This is a genomic window from Streptomyces sp. SDr-06, from assembly GCF_003324565.1.
Taxonomy (GTDB): domain Bacteria; phylum Actinomycetota; class Actinomycetes; order Streptomycetales; family Streptomycetaceae; genus Streptomyces.
This window is the reverse complement of the sequence record NZ_QOLA01000001.1, coordinates 1-18,396: the sequence shown is the minus strand read 5'-3', so window position 1 is coordinate 18,396 and position 18,396 is coordinate 1. Positions and strand designations below refer to the sequence as shown.

The 18,396-nt window shown below is 72.4% G+C and carries 18 protein-coding genes and 1 pseudogene; 8 read left to right on the top strand and 11 right to left on the bottom strand.

All coding sequences use genetic code 11. The features are described from left to right. The first annotated feature begins 61 nt into the window (after window positions 1-61). Window positions 62-592 (top strand): cupin domain-containing protein, encoded by a 531-nt coding sequence (locus DT019_RS00090; protein WP_114034466.1) that lies wholly within the window; start codon window positions 62-64, stop codon window positions 590-592. A gap of 72 nt (window positions 593-664) precedes the next feature. On the opposite strand, the gene DT019_RS00085 is transcribed toward DT019_RS00090, so the two are convergent. From DT019_RS00085 to DT019_RS00060, 6 genes are all read right to left on the bottom strand, one after another. Then, the gene (locus DT019_RS00085) at window positions 665-1,729 is read right to left on the bottom strand and encodes a methyltransferase (protein WP_223279221.1); all 1,065 of its coding nucleotides are present in this window, start codon (window positions 1,727-1,729) and stop codon (window positions 665-667) included. A gap of 92 nt (window positions 1,730-1,821) precedes the next feature. Next, complete coding sequence (locus DT019_RS00080; RefSeq protein ID WP_114034464.1) at window positions 1,822-2,649, bottom strand: helix-turn-helix domain-containing protein; 828 nt, start codon at window positions 2,647-2,649, stop codon at window positions 1,822-1,824. Window positions 2,650-2,796: 147 nt separating this feature from the next. Further along, window positions 2,797-3,171 carry a hypothetical protein gene (locus tag DT019_RS00075; protein ID WP_114034463.1) on the bottom strand — a complete coding sequence of 125 codons (375 nt, stop codon included), beginning with the start codon at window positions 3,169-3,171 and terminating at the stop codon, window positions 2,797-2,799. 74 nt (window positions 3,172-3,245) lie between these two features. Continuing rightward, window positions 3,246-3,635 carry a roadblock/LC7 domain-containing protein gene (locus DT019_RS00070; RefSeq protein ID WP_189389132.1) on the bottom strand — a complete coding sequence of 130 codons (390 nt, stop codon included), beginning with the start codon at window positions 3,633-3,635 and terminating at the stop codon, window positions 3,246-3,248. 38 nt (window positions 3,636-3,673) lie between these two features. After that, the gene (locus DT019_RS00065; RefSeq protein ID WP_114035235.1) at window positions 3,674-4,423 is read right to left on the bottom strand and encodes a transcriptional regulator; all 750 of its coding nucleotides are present in this window, start codon (window positions 4,421-4,423) and stop codon (window positions 3,674-3,676) included. Window positions 4,424-4,464: 41 nt separating this feature from the next. Continuing rightward, window positions 4,465-4,860: a hypothetical protein gene (locus DT019_RS00060; protein WP_114034461.1), complete on the bottom strand. Its 396-nt coding sequence runs from the start codon at window positions 4,858-4,860 to the stop codon at window positions 4,465-4,467. A 286-nt stretch (window positions 4,861-5,146) separates the two neighbouring features. On the opposite strand from DT019_RS00060, the gene DT019_RS00055 reads away from it, so the two are divergent. Continuing rightward, complete coding sequence (locus DT019_RS00055; RefSeq protein ID WP_223279220.1) at window positions 5,147-6,406, top strand: ROK family transcriptional regulator; 1,260 nt, start codon at window positions 5,147-5,149, stop codon at window positions 6,404-6,406. A 46-nt stretch (window positions 6,407-6,452) separates the two neighbouring features. Here the strand turns inward: DT019_RS00055 and DT019_RS00050 are convergent, their stop codons facing one another. From DT019_RS00050 to DT019_RS00040, 3 genes are all read right to left on the bottom strand, one after another. After that, the gene (locus tag DT019_RS00050; RefSeq protein WP_189388964.1) at window positions 6,453-9,035 is read right to left on the bottom strand and encodes a ricin-type beta-trefoil lectin domain protein; all 2,583 of its coding nucleotides are present in this window, start codon (window positions 9,033-9,035) and stop codon (window positions 6,453-6,455) included. Between the two features lie 245 nt (window positions 9,036-9,280). Then, window positions 9,281-11,152, bottom strand: coding sequence for a transketolase (locus tag DT019_RS00045; RefSeq protein ID WP_114034458.1), 1,872 nt, complete (start codon window positions 11,150-11,152; stop codon window positions 9,281-9,283). 156 nt (window positions 11,153-11,308) lie between these two features. Then, complete coding sequence (locus DT019_RS00040; RefSeq protein WP_114034457.1) at window positions 11,309-11,635, bottom strand: plasmid stabilization protein; 327 nt, start codon at window positions 11,633-11,635, stop codon at window positions 11,309-11,311. Window positions 11,636-11,920: 285 nt separating this feature from the next. Here DT019_RS00040 and DT019_RS00035 point away from each other — a divergent pair, with 285 nt between their 5' ends. After that, on the top strand, window positions 11,921-12,082 hold the full coding sequence (locus DT019_RS00035; protein ID WP_114034456.1) for a hydrophobic protein: 162 nt from the start codon (window positions 11,921-11,923) through the stop codon (window positions 12,080-12,082). 149 nt (window positions 12,083-12,231) lie between these two features. Here the strand turns inward: DT019_RS00035 and DT019_RS00030 are convergent, their stop codons facing one another. After that, window positions 12,232-13,221: an SMP-30/gluconolactonase/LRE family protein gene (locus DT019_RS00030; protein WP_189388961.1), complete on the bottom strand. Its 990-nt coding sequence runs from the start codon at window positions 13,219-13,221 to the stop codon at window positions 12,232-12,234. Then, window positions 13,218-13,877 (bottom strand): diguanylate cyclase, encoded by a 660-nt coding sequence (locus DT019_RS00025; protein ID WP_223279219.1) that lies wholly within the window; start codon window positions 13,875-13,877, stop codon window positions 13,218-13,220. Before DT019_RS00025 ends, DT019_RS00030 begins: the two co-directional genes overlap by 4 nt. 416 nt (window positions 13,878-14,293) lie before the next feature. Here DT019_RS00025 and DT019_RS00020 point away from each other — a divergent pair, with 416 nt between their 5' ends. The 5 genes and pseudogenes from DT019_RS00020 to DT019_RS00005 all read left to right on the top strand — a co-directional run bounded on the left by DT019_RS00020 (window position 14,294) and on the right by DT019_RS00005 (window position 18,139). Further along, complete coding sequence (locus DT019_RS00020) at window positions 14,294-14,827, top strand: type 1 glutamine amidotransferase domain-containing protein (RefSeq protein WP_114034455.1); 534 nt, start codon at window positions 14,294-14,296, stop codon at window positions 14,825-14,827. 179 nt (window positions 14,828-15,006) lie between these two features. Further along, window positions 15,007-15,594 carry a DJ-1/PfpI family protein gene (locus tag DT019_RS00015; protein ID WP_114034454.1) on the top strand — a complete coding sequence of 196 codons (588 nt, stop codon included), beginning with the start codon at window positions 15,007-15,009 and terminating at the stop codon, window positions 15,592-15,594. A 381-nt stretch (window positions 15,595-15,975) separates the two neighbouring features. After that, window positions 15,976-16,335 (top strand): annotated as a pseudogene (locus DT019_RS40055) (trehalase-like domain-containing protein); the annotation flags it as partial. A gap of 229 nt (window positions 16,336-16,564) precedes the next feature. Next, on the top strand, window positions 16,565-16,897 hold the full coding sequence (locus DT019_RS40050) for a glycoside hydrolase family 15 protein (RefSeq protein ID WP_223279295.1): 333 nt from the start codon (window positions 16,565-16,567) through the stop codon (window positions 16,895-16,897). 18 nt (window positions 16,898-16,915) lie between these two features. Beyond that, a complete protein-coding gene (locus tag DT019_RS00005; RefSeq protein ID WP_114034453.1) occupies window positions 16,916-18,139 on the top strand; it encodes an FUSC family protein in 1,224 nt (407 codons plus the stop codon). The last annotated feature ends 257 nt before the right edge of the window (window positions 18,140-18,396 follow it).

Genomic DNA, 18,396 nt, shown 5'->3' with positions numbered 1-18,396 from the left:
GGTATCGAGGTCGGAGAACAGGTCTTGGACAGGCACCGGGCCCCGGCCGTGGAATCGGGTCATGACTGACGCATCGAAAACCAGCGAGCCCGTCGCCGACCCCGTCGTCTCGGTCGTCGGGCCGGGTGACGGCGAGACGATCGTTCTCGGCACCACACGCCTGCGCATCCTGGAGGACGGCAGCAACACCGGGCACCGCCTCGGGCTCGCGGAGTCCGTCCTCGCGCCGCACACGCCCGGCCCGCCGCAACACCGCCACGCCCAGCACGACGAGGGCTTCTACGTGATCTCCGGCGCGGTGCGGTTCACCGTCGGCGACCAGGACCACGATGCCACGGCGGGCACGCTCGTGATGGTCCCGACCGGCGCCCCGCACACCTTCGCCAACGTCACCGACCAACCCGCCGTCATGCTCAGCACGTTCACACCCGACCTGTACGTGCAGTACTTCCGCGACCTCCAGGACATGATCGCCGGCGGGCAGGCGCTGAGCCCGCGGGCCACCCTCCGCACGATGAGCCGGTACGCCACCGAGCCCGCCGCCGACTTCGCTCCGCAACCCGCGCCCGGTGGCCCCGGACGCGCATCGTGAACTTTGCACACACGTGAGGTGGGCCTGGTCGGTGCCCGTCCCGGTGACCGCTCACCTCCGGTGGTGGGACGGTCAGCAGGCGGCGGCCTCGATGAGGGAGAACGGGGCGGCTCCTTCGAGAGGAGCGACCGAGGTGACGGTCAGGCCCGCACGGTGGCACACCTCCTGGAAGCCCTCGCGGGTGCGCTCCCGGCCGCCCGCGTTCACCAGCATGTTGAGGTCGCTCAGATACGTGACTCCGTGGTCGGAGGCATGGGCGCCGTCCTGGGTGGCGACGGTCTCGGGCAGCACGGGCTCCACGATCAGGACACGGCCCTCGGGCGGCAGTACCTCGCGGCAGTGGCTCAGAATGGTGACCACCTGCTCGTCCGTCCAGTCGTGCAGGACGCTCTTGATCAGGTAGAGGTCGGAGCCCTTGGGCACCGAGCCGAAGAAGTCCCCGGCGATCAGGGTGCAGCGTTGCGTGAGTCCGTGCCGCCGCAGCGTCCCCGGCGCCTCGGCCAGACCCTGCGCCGTGTCGTGGACGACGCCGCTGAGGTGGGGGTGCGCCGCGAGGACGGCGGACAGGAGAGTCGCGTTCCCGCCGCCGACGTCCGTGACCGAGGTGAACCGCCCGAAGTCGAAGGCGTGCGGCAGCACGGTGGCGGTCGCCATGGTGGCCTGGCTCATCGCCGCGTTGAACGCCGTTGAAATATCGGGGTGTTGGGCGAGATGGCTGAAGAAGTCCGTGCCGAAGACGGCGTCGAAGGCCACGTCACCGGTGCGGACGCTGGTGTCCAGGTGCTCCCAGGCGCGTAGGGCCACCGGGTCGGTGAACACCCGCACGAAGGAGGTGAGGGAGCCGGGCGCCCGGGAATCGAGCAGGGCGCCCGCCGGGGTGACGGAGAACAGGCCTGGGGCGTGTTCCTCGAGGAGGCCGAGCCCGGCCAGGGCGCGCAGCAGCCGGGTCATGGACCGCGGGTCGGCCCCGGCCGCGGCCGCGATGTCGTCGGCCCGGCGGGGCGCGGCACCGATCAGCTCGATCACCTTCAACCGCACGGCGGCGCGCAGGGTTTGCGCGGCCATGCCGCCGAAGGCGGTCCGGAGGATCAGGCCTCGATCGGCCAGGTTCACTGCTCGGGCATCGGTAGTCGCCACGGTGTTCCTTCCGTTGTGGGTGGGCAGGTGCGCGTGTTCACCGGGGAGGTACGCGGACCTTCCCGGAGTGATGGGCGTTTCGGGGGCGCCTGTCAGCCGCTGGTCGTCGCCCGTGCGGCCAGGGCGCCCGGCGTGCATCCGGCGAAGTCCAGGACGTCGCGATGCAGATGCGGCTGGTCGGCGTATCCGCAGGCGAGTGCGACCTCGGTGGCGCTGTGGCCTGCGCGCAGGGCACGTGCGGCGTGATCGAAGCGGACCAGCATGGCCGCGCGCTTGGGGCTGAGGCCGATCTGGGCGCTGAACCTGGACCACAGCTGTTTGCGGCTCCAGCCGCAGGACGCGGCGAGTTCACCGATCCGCACCCGGCCCCGGCGGGCCACGATGTGGTCCCAGACGGCCGTCACCTCGGGCGCCATGACCGGCGCCCGTGCGGCCCGCCGCACCAGGAGCGCGTCCACCAGGGCGAGGCGTTCCTGCCAGGTCGAGGCCTCGGGGAGCTGCTCGCGCAGGCGCTGTTCCTGCCGTCCCCACAGGTCTTCGAGGCTGACGACCGACTGGCCGAGTTCGCTCGGGGACACGCCGAGCAGCGCGTAGGCGGCCGGGGGAGACAGCCGCATCTCGATGCATTCGACGCGTCGGCCGCGAATGCGGGCCGGGCCGGGCGCCAGCGTGGCGGCGAAGCTCCTCAGGGACTGCCCTCCGCTGCCGCCCTCGACCGTGAACGGGGCGTCCCCGAGCCCGATGACGACGACCACGGCAGGCTGCGGGAGCACCTGCTTGTCGAGCCCCGCGGAGACGCGGTCGCGGAACCCCGCCATCCGTACACCGCCGAGGGACGTGCCGTTGTGGGGGAGGGCGACCTCCCAGCCGGTCCCCGCGTCGCGTTCCAGGGGGTCCGGCCCCGCTTCGTAGCTGTGCATGCCTCTACGGTCGCCGACTTCGGCGGCCCTGTCTTGGACGAAAGTTCCCCAGCGGGGACATCGGGCCGACGTGATGGGGGCCGTGCCCGGGTGGCGCCGCGGGCCGGGGAACGCGGCGCCATCGGAAGGGGCCCGCCCAGGGGCGGTTCACACCTCCAGTTCTGCCTCGATCTTCCTCAACTGGTGGCGCGCCATCGCGAGGTTGGCCCGGGACTTGTCGAGGGCCAGATAGAGGAAGAGACCGTTGTGGCCCCGCCCTGTCAGGAGGCGGATCAGGTGGTACTGGGAACCGAGGGTGATCAGGATGTCCTCGATCTCGTCCTTGAGGCCGAGTAGTTCCATGGTGCGCACCTTCGCGCGCACCACGTCGGTGTTGCCGGCGGCGGCCACCGAGAGGTCGAGGTCCTTGCTGCCGCCCAGGGTGCCGAGGGCCATGCCGCTGCTGTAGTCGACGAGCGCCACGCCGATGGTCCCGTCGATCGTGGTCATCGATTCCTTGAGCGCGGCTTCCGTGTTGGCCATGGGATTCGTGCTTCCTTTCCGCTGTTTTCCGATGGGTGTGGTCCCGGGCCGGTCGGCCCGGGTACGTGGGGGAGTCATGGGGTCTCCAGTCGGCCGAGGCTGCCGTCGACCAGGTCGCCGATCCGGGCGCTCGCCCGGCGGGCTTCGAGATGCAGCCGCCCCACGTTGATGCGGGGCTGGGCGAGGAGGGTGAGCACGGCGGACGAGCCCGCCGCATAGGTGGCGACGTATCCTTCGTCGCCCCGCAGGAGCAGTTCGTGGAAGGCGCCCCGGCCGGCGGTGTCGGTCAGGCGCTGGGCCACACCGAGGGCGGCCGCGGTGAGCGCGGCCAGGGGCTCCGCCTCGCTCATGGCGTCCTGCGCGAGTACAAGACCGTCGACGCTGGCCGCCAACGCCCCGCTGAGTTGCGGCAGTTGGACCCGCAGCCTGCGCAGCTCGGCGAGGACCTCGGCCTCGGCCGTCATCATCTGTCTCCTTTCGGCCCGCTGCCTGCGGACGCGGATCACAGCGCGGTCTCCAGGCCGTCGCGCAGCCTGCGCAGCAGGGCCACGTCCGCGACCGCCTCCGCCTCGGCCGCGGCCCGCGCCAGGGGGGCGGGCATGCCGAGCGGCGGGACGGCCGCCGTCGGGGTCGCGATCGCGCCGGCGGCCGCCAGCCTGCGGACGTCGACCAGGGTGTGGAAGGCCGGACGCCCGAGCAGGCGCGCGATGTCCTGGGGTGTGCGGGCGCCGTCGGCCAGGGCGAGCAGGGCCCGTTGGCGGCCGGTGACCGATGCGGCGGGCAGGCCGCGGGCGCGCACCACCGGAGCGGTGTCGACCTCCGGGTGCGGCCACAGCCTCCCGAGCAGTTCCCGGCGCCGCGCGGCCTCGCGGGCCACCGCCTGCGCCGGAACGGGCGACACCGGGCCGATCCAGTGCGCCACTCCGTAGCGGAAGCGGGTGGCGCCGCTGCCGGGGGAGAGCGTGAAGAACGCGGCGTCGAACAGGGCGCCCAGATGGCACAGTTCGAGCTCGCCGCCGGGGACCTGGCCGCTGTCCACGAGGAAGCGGCCCACCGAGCCGCGCGCGCCCGCCTGGTCGACGGCCCACTGCCAGCTTTCGGGGCGCAGTCGGCCGCCCACCGTGAGCAGTATGTCGATGCCCGGCGCGGAGGGACTCTCGGCGTGCACCACCTGGCCGTCGACGAGGTAGAGCGTGCCGCTGTCGCGCAGCAGTGCCCCGGTCGCGCGCTCGGCCACCAACCGGCGGAGCATCGGCGAGAGATGGTGCCCGTCCGTCGGTTGCGCGCCGCGGTTCACGCCAGCACCAGCCGCTCGGCCAGATCGCCCAGCCGGAGCCGGGCGAGCGCGAGATTGCCCTGATCGCGGTCGAGCCAGAGGTACAGGAAGATGCTGCTGTCGTGGCCGGTGCGTACGAAGCGCAGCAGATGGTAGCCGCCGTGCGCGGTGACGAGGACGTCCTCCACCGGCAGCGACCCGCCGAAGGCGTCGGTGGAGGCGGGTGCGAAGGCCGGGTGCTCCGCGGCGCTCCTGGCGAACTCGGCGGCCTCCGCGGCCGCCGCCTCGTGGTCACCGCCCGGTGAGTCGCCGATGGTGCCGAGGGCGAGCCCGCTGGTCCAGTCGACGAGTGCCGCTCCGAGCGCGCCGGGCAGCCGCATCGTCTCCAGCAGGCACTCGTCGATTCCGGGCACGCGGAACTCCCCTCCCTGGGGTCACTTGAGGACTGGTCCCACGGCTCAACTCCGGTGCCGCGGTGACGGAGAAGTTACGCCCGGTGTAGCGAGAAGGGGGAAGTTATGGCATTTTCCAGTGGAACATGCCGTGGATGGCTACGATCCGTCCGCGCACGGCACGGGGCAGGACCGCTTCCCGTGCACCCGGGCCGAGTTCGGGGACGGTGCCGTCCGGGTCGGGCAGGATACCGGCCGTGGTGGCAGACTGCCGTACGCGGTGCGGCGCGTGAGGTGGGGGGAGAGCGTGGGGGAAGGTCTGCGGGGCGTCCGTGAACCGGGGGCGGGCGGGCCGGGCCGGGCGAGCGACCGTGCGTCGATCCGGCGGACCAACCTCGGCCTCGTGCTGCGGCTGCTGCGCGACCGCGGTCCCCGCTCGCGCGCCCGGATCGCCACGGACACCGGGCTGCCGCGCCCCACCGTCACCAACCTGGTCGCCGAACTGGTGGGCCTGCGCCTGGTCCGCGAGGGCCACTCGCAGCGGGACGGATCGGTCGGAAGACCGGGTCTTGCCGTCGAGATCGACGGCCACGCGGTCTGCGGGCTCGGCCTGGAGATCACCGCCGACTACGTCACGGCGGTCGCCCTGTCCCTGCGCGGCGAAACCCTCTACGAACGCCGGATCCCGCTCGACGTCCGCGCCCTCGGGCCGACGGCCGTGCTGGAGGAGACGGCGGAACTGATCCGCGAGGCCGACGCGGCGGTGACGGCCGCCGGTGCCCGCCTGGTGGGCGCCGCGCTGGGCGCGCCGGGGAACGTGGACATCGCCACCGGCCAGGTCGGCTACGCGCCGAACATCGGCTGGCGCGACATCGCCGCCCTGGCCGAACTGCGCCGACGCCTGGGCCGCGCCGCGCCCCGGCTCCACCTGGAGAATGACGCGAAGCTGGCGGCCATCGCCGAATACGTCATCGCCTCCGCCGCCGACATCCACGACCTCATCTCCGTCACGGGCGGGATCGGTGTCGGCGGCGGCATCGTCTCCGGCGGTCAACTCCTGCGCGGGGCACGGGGGTTCGCGGGCGAGATCGGTCACATGCCACTCGCTCCCGGCGGCCGGCGCTGCAACTGCGGGCGGCGGGGCTGCTGGGAGACCATGGTCGGGCTCGGCGCCCTGCTGCGCCACGCCGCCGACCCGCACGACCGTGTCCACGACGCCTCGCTCGATGTCGCCTCGCGCCTCGCCGACCTGCGCGCACGCGCCGACGCCCGTGACGCCCGCACCCTTGCGGCGCTGGAGCGCCTCGCCGACGACCTGAGCCTTGGCGTCGCCCTCCTCGCCGACGTCCTCAACCCCCGCGCGGTCGTGCTCGGCGGCTACTTCCCGGTCTTCGCGGACCACCTCCTCGACCGGGTCCGCGAGGGCGTCGCGCGGCGCGTCATGGCACCCGACGCGGGCGGCTGCGACATCGTCCCCTCGACCCTGGGCCTGAACGCCCCGGCCCGCGGCGGCGCCCACCTCGCCCTGGACGCCGTCTACCAGGACCCGGGCGCCGTCGCCGGGTGAGGACCGCCGCGCCCCGGGCCAGGGGCGACGGGCCGGCCCCCATGTCTCAAGCTCCGTACACCTGGAGCGACCAGAGAGAGTAGCCGTACCCCGTGGCGCGCCGCGTTCCGAGGACTCGCAGGTAACGCCCGCTTCCCGACAGGCCGTTGAGGTCGTCGACGCCTCCGTCCGAGGAGGTCGTCGCCCCGATCGTGGTCCACTGCTTGGCGTCGTCGGAGACCTGGATCTGATAGGCCTTCCCGTAGGCGGCCTCCCAGGTGAGTGTCACCTCGGACACCCTGCGGACCGCGCCCAGGTCGACCTGGATCCACTGCGGATCGGCGAACTGGCTGGACCACCGCGTGGCCCCGTCCCCGTCGACCGCGGCGCTCGCCGGGGTGGCCGAGGACTGGACGCTCGATGCGGTCGTGGGCCGGTTCAGGGCCAGGTCGGCGCGGCCGGTGGGAACGAGGCTCAGCAGCTGGCCGGCCGCGGGGCGGGTGTCGCCGCCGGTGCCACGGTTGTCCCAGGCGCGGACCGGCGCGGTGGTCACCGCCTGTGCGCCCGAGCCGAGGCTGAGCACCAGCCCGCTGTACCGGTTGACCAGCCGGTAGGCGCCGGTCGGCGCGGACGGGCCGCTTCCGTCCGAGGCCGTGACGACGGGCTGCACGGACCACTGCAGGCCGACCGCCGGGTTCGAGGTGGGCGCGGCCGCTGTCACGCCCGCTCCCCAGGCCCGGCCCGCGTCGCCGGTCGCCACGGCCAGCGCCTGGTTCGAGGCGGCGTTGCTGACGGTGAAGAAGCCGTCTCCGGTGGGATCGAACCGCCACTGCTGCGCGGGCGACGAGGCGTCCGGGGCGGCCGCGGTCAGGCCGGACCCGCTCTGCGCGAGGGACAGGCCCCCGCCCGTGCCGATCCGGTAGGACGCGCCCGGGGTCACTGGAGCCGGGAGGTCCGAGGGCGTCCTCGGCGCGATGGTGATGTCGGCGTACTCGCTGGTGTAGGTGGAGCAGTAGAACGCGCAGTACGAGCGGAAGGTCCTGCCCACGACGGTCGAGCTCGTCAGGTTCGCGGGATCCAGCATCCAGCGGTACCACGCCGCGTTCGGCTGGTCGGCGACCAGGCCCATGTCGGTCCACTTCTGGGTGGCCAGGTCGTCGGTGACGTAGAAGTGCAGGGGCGTCCTGGTGTCGGTGGCCTGGGCGACGTTGTTCTGCGGGGTGCCGATGTACTTGCCGAGGTAGGCGCTCCAGGCGACGTTCATCACCGCGAGCTGTGAATGGTCCGGCATGGCACCGCGGGCCACTTGGTCGGCGACGGTGCCGGAGGTGGCCGGTTTGTAGTCCTCACCGGGCGCGAGGTAGCCGGACCCGAGGCCCTCGGACGGGATGATGTCGCTCTCGGCGCCGCCCACCCCCGGCGAGCGCCAGGCGCCGTCGTACCACTTGCTCCAGGAGGCGGAGGCCATCTTCTGTGCCATGGGGGCCCGGGCGACGTGCTGGAGCCAGATGGTGCCGCCACCGGACTTGTCCAGGACCCGCGTGGCGTAGAAGACGTAGAAGTAGCCGGACGCGTTGTCGACGAAGAGGCGCTGGTCGCCGTCGCCGTAGTAGTACGTCTCGTGGGGGAAGGCGGTGGTGTCGCCGCGGGCCGTGCTGTAGGGCGAGGTGATCGCGTGCCCCTGGATCGTCCAGGTCGCGCCCCGGTCCTTGGAGAGCGCGTAGTCGATCGCGTCGTAGTGCAGGCCGTCGCCGAACGGCTGCGGGGTGAACTCGTTGTGCACCAGGCCGTACCACCAGCCGGTGTCCGGGTCGACCCACACCCCGCTCAGATCGCAGAAGTTGCGCTGCGAATAGCCTGAGGGGGCCGGGGCGTTGGTGGCGGTCCGGCCGGTCGGGCTGTTGTTGCAGCGCCAGGTGGTGTCGGCGTTGCTGTCCGCGGGGTTGGCGGGGTCGGAGGCGTTGCTGACCGGGGCGAGGCCGACGTGGTCGAAGTCCGTGCCGGTGTAGAAGTCCCACTGGCGGCTGTCCTTGGCGCCGTACAGGGCGTGGGACTGCTGGTAGTAGAACTGTCCGTTCCGGTCGGTGAACGGGACGGCGGGGATGTCGTCGGGGTTGGTGAACTCGACCGCCTTTCCGGAGGACAGGGTGTATCCGGAGGTCGGCGCGGCCGGTGCGCCCCACTGCTCCGCCGCCTTGGAGGGGTCGCAGGGGGCGAGGCCGACGCGGGCGAGTTCCGCTGTGGCCCCTTGCACGGCAAGGCACTTGCCGGACTTGACGCTGTAGATCGTCTTGTCGGGCAGGTACTTGAACTTCTGCTGCGGCGCGCCGCTCGCGCAGCCGTAGAGCTGCACGAGGGTGCCGCTGGCGTTGGAGGCGCCCGTCACGTCCAGACATTTGCCGAGTACGGTCACCGTGCCGTCGCCGCGCCAGGTGAACTGCTGCGCGGAGGTGCCGTTGCACCCGTACAGGCGGATGGGGTTGCCGTCGCCGGTCGCGGCGTCGGCGTCGTCCAGGCACCATCCGCCGGCCGTGATGGTGCTCGTGCCGGTGCCCGCCGCGGCGCTGTTCCCGGCGACGGCCGGAGCGGCCGACGCGGGCGCGAGCGGCAGTCCGGCGGCCGCGAGGGCCATGACGGCGCCGAGCGCCATGCGTGCGCCCCATGATCTGGGCCGTGATTCCCACCGTCTCATGACAGTCGCCCTCCTCAATTAGTTTGATTAGGATCAGAACTAATTGAGCCCCCCGTCAACCCCCTTGCACAGCAGCCCAGTTCGGGCAGGGGGAGCGCTGGACGACCGATGGCCGGGCGCCTGTGCCGCGAGAGCCGCTCGCGACGGTGACGCCCGGCCATCACGCCACGGAGTGCACCCTCCCCGAGGCCGCTCCGCCGAGGCTACTTCTGGACGAGAGCGCGGGCCGCGTCGGCGATGTGGGTGGGGGAGATGCCCGCGGCGTCCATGAGTTCGTCGGTCGTGCCGGAGCCCGGCAGGCCGACGGCGGCGAGGTGGGCGACGGCGGGGGAGGCGCCGGCCGCGCTCAGTGCCGACAGGACCGCCTCTCCGATCCCGCCCTCGGGGTGGTGGTCCTCGACGACCACCAGGGCCCCGGTGTCCCGCGCGGCGCGGCTGAGGGCGTCGGTGTCGATGGGCTTGATGGAGTACAGGTCGATGACCCGCGCCCGCACGTTGTCCGCGGCGAGGCGCTCGGCGGCGTCGAGGCAGGCGTGCAGGGTGACTCCGGCGCCGATGAGGGTGACCTGGTCGTCGTCGCTGTGGCGCAGGGTCTTGGAGCCGCCCACCGGGAACGTCTCGTCGCTGCCGTAGAGGACGGGGTAGGCGCCGCGGGTGGTGCGCAGGTAGGAGATGCCGTCGAGGTCGGCCATGGCGGCGGTGAGGGAGGCGGCCGAGGTGGCGTCGCTCGGGTAGAAGACGGTTGAGCCGCGGACGGACCGCATCATGGCGAGGTCTTCGAGGCCCATCTGGGAGGGACCGTCGGCGCCGATCTCGACACCGCTGTGGGTGCCGCACAGCGCCATCGTGATCTCGGAGACGGCCGCCATGCGGATGAAGTCGTGGGCCCGGGTGAGGAAGGCCGCGAACGTGGTGGCGTACGGCCGGTAGCCGCGGACGGCCATCCCCACGGCGTCGGCGATCATCTGCTGCTCGGCGATGTAGGTCTGGAAGAACCGCTCCGGATAAGCCTTCTTGAAGTCCTCCGCGTGCGTCGAGTTGCCGACCTCGGCGTCCAGCGCCACCACCTCCGGGCGGACGCCGAGCGCGGCAAGGGCGCCTCCGAACGCGACGCGGGTGGCGACCTTGTCACCGACGTCGAAGCGGGGCAGTTCCACGGGCCCGGCGGCCGGGGCGGGCGTGCGCTCGGCGGCCGGCGGCCTGGGGCCGCGCACGCTCAGGTGGCGGATGCCGCCGAGCTCCTCGACGGCCCGATCGGCCATGTCCTCGGGCAGCGGCTTGCCGTGCCAGCCCTCCTTGTCGGCGATCTCGCTCACGCCCTGGCCCTTGACGGTCCTGGCCACGATGACGGTGGGGGCCTGCCCGTCGGCCGCGGTCGTCAGGGCCTGGTCGATCGCGTCGACGTCGTGCCCGTCGATCACGATCGCGCGGCAGCCGAACGCCTCGACGCGGCGGGCATAGGTGTCGGTGTCCCATTCCAGCTCAGTGGGGCCGCTCTGCCCGAGGCGGTTGACGTCGATGAGCGCGATGAAGTTGGCCAGCCGGTGCTGGCCCGCCTTGTCCAGCGCCTCCCACACGGACCCTTCGGCCATCTCGCTGTCCCCACACAGCACCCACACCCGGTAGGGCTGCTTCTCGAGGTCCCGGCCGGCCAGCGCGATGCCGACGCCGTACGCGATGCCCTGACCCAGGGAGCCGGTCGCGACATCGACCCAGGGCAGCACGGGCGTGGGATGGCCCTGCAGACGCCCGCCGAAGCGGCGGTAGGTCTTCATCAGCTCGTCGTCGCTGACGGCGCCGACCGCCTTGAACATCGCGTACAGCAGGGGAGAGGCGTGCCCCTTGGAGAAGATCAGGTGGTCGCCCGCGGGGTTGTCGGGCGCCTCCCAGTCGTAGCGCAGGTGCCGGGTCATGAGCACGGCCATCAGGTCGGCCGCGGATAGGCTCGAGGTGGGGTGCCCGGACCCCGCGGACGTACTGGCGCGCACCGAGTCCACGCGCAGCTGCTGCGCGAGTTCGCGGACCTGGGGCAGGTCGGATTCGGGACCGAGGGTGGTGGTGTGCGCTGTGGTCATGGTGAGGGCCTTTCCTGGATGGCCGGTCAGTGCCGGGTGGCGGGTACCCGGTTCAGGGCGGCCGATCACAACCCGGGGCAAGGTGTCCGCCGTGAACGGCGTGGCGTCGCGGGGTCACGGAGGCGGGCCGGCCCGGGGCCGAGCCGGGCGGCCGCCTCACTTCTCGCCGAGTGCCCGCTTGAGCTGCGACTTGTCCATGCTGGAGCGGCCATGGAGGTTGCGGCGCCGGGCCTCCGCGTAGAGCTGGTCGTACGTCGGACCCTGCGACCCGCTGTGCGAGCGCTGCCCGCCCCGCTTCGACGAGGACATGTCCTGGGTCGAACTCTTGCTGGCGGTCTTCGACTCGCCCGCCCGGGCGCGCTCCTTGTTGACCGTCCTGGCAGCGATCTCCTTCGCGCGCTCGGTGCCCTCGCCGCGCTGTTCGGCGCTCTCCTTGATGTGCTCGTACTGCCGCTCCCGCTTGGGGCTCGATCCCCTGGGCATGTCTTCCTCCTTGGCTCATGGTGATCGCTCGGTCACTCTCAGCCTCTGTCGCGTACGGCCGCTTCGCAATCGGGGCGGCGCGCGCATCGGGCGGCCGGTCCGCAAAGGTCACCGCGGCCGCCGCGAGGGCGATCACGGAGCGCGGGTACCCCGGGTCCGTGGCCCAAAGCCCGTCGGCGGTGCCCGGCCCCCGGCCTTGTTCTTTATGTCTCCGCATTCGAACCGTCCGGGGAAATGAATGGAGAGGTGCAATGGGGGAACACGCATGTCTGGAGGTCGATTGCCATGGTTCCTTTGCTCCTCGTCCTGCTCCTCGCGCTGATCCTTTTCGGCGTCGGGTTCGCGGTGAAAGTCCTGTGGTGGGTCGCGATCGTTGTCCTGGTCCTGTGGCTCATCGGATTCGTCGCACGGCCCAAGGGCGGAGGCGGACGCTGGTATCGCTGGTAGCGGAATAAGGGATACCGGGCGGTACCGTTCCGCAAAAGCCGGAAAGGGCCGACGGGCCGGGTCGGGAAATTGCGGGAATCCGGTCCGTCGGTGACGAATAAGGATTGGCGCGGGTCGCCCAGGACATGTCCTGGGCGACCCGCGCCGTGTCACTCCCGCCCGCTCCGGGGGAGGTCGCACCAGGCGATGGCGTCCTCCACGAGACTGCCCAGAACCAGTCGTCCCGCGTGCTCGGCCGCGGCGGTCGTCATGCGAAACCCTCGCCCCGCACCGCGCAGTTCGCGGATCACCCGGCCGTACGCGTCCACCTCGACCACGCGTGCGGGGCTGGGCGGCACGGCCGGAAGGTGCCTGGCCGCGGCGGCCGCCGCCCGGCGCACGCGCGGAGCGGCGCGGTGCAGCCAGGCGAGCGGCGGGGTGCGGGGCCCGGCGAGCGCCACCCAGAATCCCCCGCCGGGACTGCGGGACGTGTTGTCGGGGAAGCCCGGGAGATCGTCGGCCAGGGTGTCGCGGCGTCCAGCGGCGGGGCCGGTCAGCCAGAGCCTGGTGAGGCGCCACGCCCCGGTCTCGGCGACCATCACGAACGACTCGTCGGGCGCGAGCGCCACGCCGTTCGCGAACTGGAGCCCGTCGAGCAGCACTTGGGGTTCGCCGCCCGGGGCAAGTCGCACCAGCAGGCCGGTGGGCTCGTGTTCCACGATGTCGGAGAGCCAGTCCTGGAGTCCGTGGCGGCGGCTGGAGACCGTGAAGTACATCGTGCCGTCCACCGCCGCCACCACGTTGCTGCAGAACCGCAGGGGCGTCCCGGCCACGGCATCGGCCAGGACCTCGACACCCTGCCCGCCGTCCGGGTCGAGGCGCAGCAGCCCGCGCTCCGCGTCACACACCAACAGGCGTCCGTCGGCGAGGACTTCGAGCCCGAGGGGCCTGCCTCCGGTGCGTCCGACTTCCTGGACCTCGGCCGGACGGCCGGGGCCGGGCAGCGTGATCCGCAGGAGGCGACCGTCCCCGATGCCGGTCACCACCCGCCCGGAGGCGTCGAAGATGACGTCCTCAGGGCCCACGCCGTCCACCGCGATGCGGCGGAGCTCGGGTAACGGCGCGGGACGCGGGCGCGCTCCCGCGCGGGCCGCGCTCACGCCGCGCGCCGCACGCGGCGAGCCCGCAGGCAGCGCCTCATCTCCTCGGCGTAGGGAAGGCCCACGCCGACGGCGATGGTGGCGCCCAGCGCCGCGAGGTAGCGCGCGGGCAGCGGCCTCTCCTTGGGCAGCAGCTTCCAGTCGTCGGCGCCGGGACCGCCCCGAAGCGTCGCGCGGACGGCCTCGGGGTGCAGACAGGCGGCGAAGGCCATCGCCGTCAGGGGCAGCACCTCGAGGAAGCTGTGGATGTGCTGTTCGATCGGCCGGACCTCGCGTCGGCCGGTGGCGAAGCTGACGTCGTACAGAGCGGTGGCGCCATGGGCCAGCGCGGCGCCGCCCATGACGGACAGCACCAGCGGGTTGATCTTCGCCAGGAGGCCGACAGCGACGGGGACGCCCGCCTCGGTCATCATCAGCGCGTGCACGGCCGACTCATGGGCCCCCGAGGTGTCCTCGATCCTCGTCCGCCGGTGCATCCACCAGTCGGCCACGCCCGGCAGCACCCACATGGGCAGGACGCCGTACAGCAGGAACCGCCGGTTGGCGTCCTCGACCCCGGACGCGGCCGAGGAGATCGGGAGATCCTTCCCCCGGCGCCAGCGGGCCCAGGCGCGGGCGGGCGGGCCTGCGGGTACGGGGGCGGTGGGAGTCGGCATGGCAACCCTTCTCGTCGCTGCTCGTGCTTGGTCGTACGCGGACACATCCTCGCCGCGGTCCCTACGGACCGTAGGAACAAGCCTCTCCCCGGGTGACCGGCGCCGCCTTCCGAAAACGTGCACGTGATCATCTGGTTCCCCTATGGCCGGAGTCTTCTCATCAGGTCCGGCGCCAGGGGCCGGTGACAGGGCGCTGTTTTGCGCGGGGGCTGAGGGGCACCCGGGCCTACGTGACGCCGTCGGTCCCGAAAGCGGGCCGAGAGCGGTCAGCCGCCCCGTCTGCCGGGAAAGGCCCACCGGGGTCAGAAATCCTGCCCGGGCCTGGACATGCGACCAGGCCGAAAATGACCGGAGACGGCGGCGTCGAAAACATCGGGCCGCGACCCGCGCGGCGCATCGAAGAAGGGAGCGGAGCCATGCAGGTGGCATTTCTCGTGGCGACAGAGGGCATCGAACAGATCGAGCTGACGGAACCGTGGAAGGCCGTCACCGGCGCAGGTCACACCGCGAAGCTCGTGTCGACCGACTCCGGGAAGGTCCAGGCCTTCAACCACCTCGACAAGGCCGACACGTTCCCCGTCGATGTGACCGTGGCGCAGGCGAAGCCGGACGACTTCGACGCCCTGGTCCTGCCCGGCGGCGTCGCCAACCCCGACGCGCTGCGCATGGACCAGGACGCGGTCGCCTTCGCCAAGGGGTTCTTCGACGCGGGCAAGCCGGTCGCCGCCATCTGCCACGCGCCCTGGACGCTCGTGGAGGCCGACGTGCTGCGCGGTCGCACCCTGACCTCCTGGCCGAGCCTGCGAACCGACATCACCAACGCGGGCGGCACCTGGGTCGACGAGCAGGTGAAGGTCTGCACCGGCGGTCCCAACACCCTGATCACCAGCCGCAAGCCCGACGACCTCAAGGTCTTCTGCGACACCGTCCTCAAGACACTGAAGGAATAGGCGGGTTGACGCAGGGGGCCTGGTCCGTCCCCGGCGCATCGGTGCGCCGGTGGCCGCCGCGGGGCGTCAGCGACCAGGCGCCGCCGGGCGAAGGACCAGGTCCCGCCCCCCGACCGGGGCGGCAGAGGCAGGAGAGAGACACCCGTGCCCATCGCGGCCAGGGGAGAGGCGACGGACGCATGAGCAACCCGGACCAGACACGGCAGGACACCCTTCGCACGGGGGAGAACGTGCGCGGCGGCCTCCGCACCCGCCGGATCGCGGCCCTGGTCACCGACGGGGTGGACGCGGAGCGATTCACCGCCGTACGGGAGCGGCTGGCCGCCGAGGGCGCCGTCGTCGAGGCCGTCGCCTCACACGGAGGCGAGGTCACCGGCGACCAGGGAGCCGGGCCCCAGGCGGAGCGGGCCCTGCCCACCCTCTCCTCGGACCTCTACGACGCGGTGCTGCTGCCGGACGGGGCGGACCCGGACGTCCTCACGGCCGACCCGTACGCGATGGGCTTTCTGCGGGACTGCTACATGCACGGCAGGGCGGTGGGCGCGCTGGGCTCCGGCATCCTGGTCCTCGCGGCGCTCGGCGGCATCGTGCCCGGCGCCGGAACGGACCCAGAGGAGTCGGGCAGCGGGCTCGCGGCGCAGCTCGACGGCGTGGTCACCGGATCGGCCAGGGGAGCGCACGGAACGGACGCCGAGTTCACCGACGCCTTCGCCGAAGCGATAGCCGCAGACCGCCACTGGAACCGGCCGCCGCTGCCCTCCGCCTGAACCCGCGGAACCCGCTCAAGCGTGCGCTCCGGCCTGGCCCGCCCGCACGAAAAGGCATTGCTCCAGCTGGCCGCACGCACGACAGGCACCCGTTTCCCCCAGCGGGCATAGGGGCAGTGGGGCGTCATGGATCAGTCGAAAGCGACCGACCTGGAGGCTCTGCGGCCGTACCGCGAAAACGGCCGGAGCGCGGCGGCATCGACGCGGACGGGGCCGTCCCGGACGCGGCGGACTCGACGGTGTGCGGCTCGCGGGTCGTGGCGGACGACTGACGGTCGGCGGGCCGCGTTCCGCACCGCCCCGTGGGCCCGCGGACAGCACTACGTACACAGCTCCACCCGTCCCGCCGAACCGGTCCGGGCCTGAACGCAAGGGACCCTGGTGACCCGCACCTCCGTATCGTCGCGTTCCGCGCACCTTCCCCCTCCGCAGACGCCGCGCGAGTACGCGCTGATCGCCCACGAGGAACGGGGCACCCTCATCGGCCCGCACGGGGACGTCGCCTGGATGTGCATGCCGCGCCGGGACTCCGACGCCGTCTTCAGCACGCTCATCGGCGGGCCCGGCCACTACGCGCTCGGCCCCGTGGGCCGGTACGTGTGGGGCGGCTACTACGAGAACGGCAGCCTCATCTGGCGCAGCCGCTGGATCACCGAGAACGGCATCGTGGAGTGCCGCGAGGCCCTCGCCCTCCCCGCGGACCCGCACCGGGCGGTCCTGCTGCGCCGCGTCCACGCGGTCTCCGGGGAAGCCCGCCTCACCGTCAGCCCGGCCCCGGCCGCGGGCTTCGGCTCCGACCGGTCCCACCAGCCGCACCGCGACGAGGACGGCATGTGGAGCGCCCGCACCGGAAGCCTTCGCCGGCGCTGGAGCGGCGTCCCTCAGGCGCGCCCCACCCGGTTCGGCCACCGCGGCGGCCTGACGGCGACGCGAGCTCGATCTGCCGGGCTACCCCGGTGGCGGCAGCCGGGTGGGCAACCGGGTCAACCACCAGTTCCAGCTCGACGCCTTCGGCTCCACGCGCGACGCCGGCCTGGACGAGCGCCCACTGGAGGAGGCCGAAGGCGCCTTCCTGCTCTGCGGCTATCTGATGGCGGTCGCCGAACACCAACAGGGCAACCAGGTCGAGGCCGTGCGATGGTTCGAACGCAACCGTTCCGCCTGTGGTCCGCCCGGACTGTTCGCCGAGGAGTACGACATCAGCCAGCGCCAGCTCCGCGGCAACCTGCCCCAGGCCTTCGTGCACGCGATCATGCTGGAGAGCGCCGTCCGTCTCGCCGCCCCACCCGATCCCGGCGCATGACAAGGGAAGGTGCGGAGGATGCCCGAGTTCGCTGACCCTCTCCTCGAATTTGCGCGCCGCCGCCGGGAACCGGCGGTGGTGCAGACCCTGCGATCCACGGCGGCCGCGGTCATCTCCTATGTGGTGGCCCTCCATCTGAGCAGCGAGCCCGCACCGCTCACCGCGCCGCTGACGGCCCTGCTCGTCGTGCAGGTCACCCTCTTCACCACCCTCGTCACCGCCGTGCGCAGGGTGAACTCCGTGGTGGCCGGCGTGCTCCTGGCCATCGGCTTCAGCTCCCTGGTGGGGCTGACCTGGTGGAGCCTGGGGCTGATCATCCTGGTGGCGCTGGTGGTAGGGCGCTATGTGAAGGTGGGCGAGTTCGTCCCCGAGGTGGCGATCAGCGCGATGCTCGTCCTCGGCGTGACACGCGTGTCGGCGACCGCCTGGGACCGCGTGCTGGAGACGCTGATCGGCGCGGGCGTGGGCATGCTGTTCAACGTGCTGCTCGCGCCGCCCGTCTGGGTCGAGTCCGCGGGCGGCGCCATCGAGGAGCTCGCCGCGCGGATGCGGGGGCTGCTGATGGACCTTGGGGAGGAGGTCGGTGGCCACACGCCGGTCGCCCAGGCGGCCGCCCGGCTGCACGAGGCGCGCCGGCTCGACCACGACATCGTGCGGGTGGACGCCTCGCTGCGGCAGGCCGAGGACAGCCTCCGGCTCAACCCGCGCGTCAAGGAGGGGCTGCTGTCACGGGTGGTGCTGCGCACCGGCCTGGATGCCCTGGAGATCTCGGCGGTGGTGCTGCGGGTGGTGTGCCGGTCGTTCACCGACCTCGCCAAGGAGCGTACGCAGGAGCGGCTCTTCGAACCGGAGGTGGGGGACGCCCTGAAGGAGGTCTTCGGGCATCTGGCCCGGGCCGTGGAGAGTTTCGCCGTACTGATCACCACGCAGGTCAGCGCGAACGCCGAGGAGGCCGAGGACCGGCTGGCGGCGGAGCTGACGGCGGGGCGCGCGAGCCGCAACCGCGTCGCCGACCTGCTGCTCGCCCAGGTGCAGCGGCACCCCCGGCAGTGGCAGTTGCACGGCGCGCTGCTCGCGGAGATCGACCGGATCCTCGACGAGCTCGACGTGGAGAAGCGCTCCCAGCGCCTGGTCGAGGAGCTGGACCGGCAGTCCCGGGAACAGCGCGAGCGCTACCGCCTGGTCGGGCGCGTCCGTCAGCGCCTGAGAGCGCGGGAGCCCGAGGACGAGCGGAGCGTGTGAGACCGCCGTGCGCCGCGCGGTCATCCGGCGCACGGCTCGGGGACGGCACCGGGACGGGCCAGGGCGGTGACGCCGAGGGAGGGGGGCGTCGATGGTGTGCTGGAGATGGCGGGAGGGGGTACTGCCTCCGGCGGGGGGTGGGCGGACCATACTGGTCGGGCCCTGATCTCCGACAGAACGATTCCATGGCCAAGAACAGTATTTTCTCGACCACTGTCCCCGATTCCGTGTGGCTGGGGCGCGGGCGTCATGTGGGG

Coding starts and splice junctions, on each gene's coding strand:
- DT019_RS00090 (WP_114034466.1), top strand. CDS start 62: ATGACTGACGCATCGAAAACCAGCGAGCCCGTCGCCGACCCCGTCGTC.
- DT019_RS00080 (WP_114034464.1), bottom strand. CDS start 2,649: ATGCACAGCTACGAAGCGGGGCCGGACCCCCTGGAACGCGACGCGGGG.
- DT019_RS00075 (WP_114034463.1), bottom strand. CDS start 3,171: ATGGCCAACACGGAAGCCGCGCTCAAGGAATCGATGACCACGATCGAC.
- DT019_RS00070 (WP_189389132.1), bottom strand. CDS start 3,635: ATGACGGCCGAGGCCGAGGTCCTCGCCGAGCTGCGCAGGCTGCGGGTC.
- DT019_RS00065 (WP_114035235.1), bottom strand. CDS start 4,423: ATGCTCCGCCGGTTGGTGGCCGAGCGCGCGACCGGGGCACTGCTGCGC.
- DT019_RS00050 (WP_189388964.1), bottom strand. CDS start 9,035: ATGGCGCTCGGCGCCGTCATGGCCCTCGCGGCCGCCGGACTGCCGCTC.
- DT019_RS00045 (WP_114034458.1), bottom strand. CDS start 11,152: ATGACCACAGCGCACACCACCACCCTCGGTCCCGAATCCGACCTGCCC.
- DT019_RS00040 (WP_114034457.1), bottom strand. CDS start 11,635: ATGCCCAGGGGATCGAGCCCCAAGCGGGAGCGGCAGTACGAGCACATC.
- DT019_RS00035 (WP_114034456.1), top strand. CDS start 11,921: ATGGTTCCTTTGCTCCTCGTCCTGCTCCTCGCGCTGATCCTTTTCGGC.
- DT019_RS00025 (WP_223279219.1), bottom strand. CDS start 13,877: ATGCCGACTCCCACCGCCCCCGTACCCGCAGGCCCGCCCGCCCGCGCC.
- DT019_RS00020 (WP_114034455.1), top strand. CDS start 14,294: ATGCAGGTGGCATTTCTCGTGGCGACAGAGGGCATCGAACAGATCGAG.
- DT019_RS00015 (WP_114034454.1), top strand. CDS start 15,007: ATGAGCAACCCGGACCAGACACGGCAGGACACCCTTCGCACGGGGGAG.
- DT019_RS00005 (WP_114034453.1), top strand. CDS start 16,916: ATGCCCGAGTTCGCTGACCCTCTCCTCGAATTTGCGCGCCGCCGCCGG.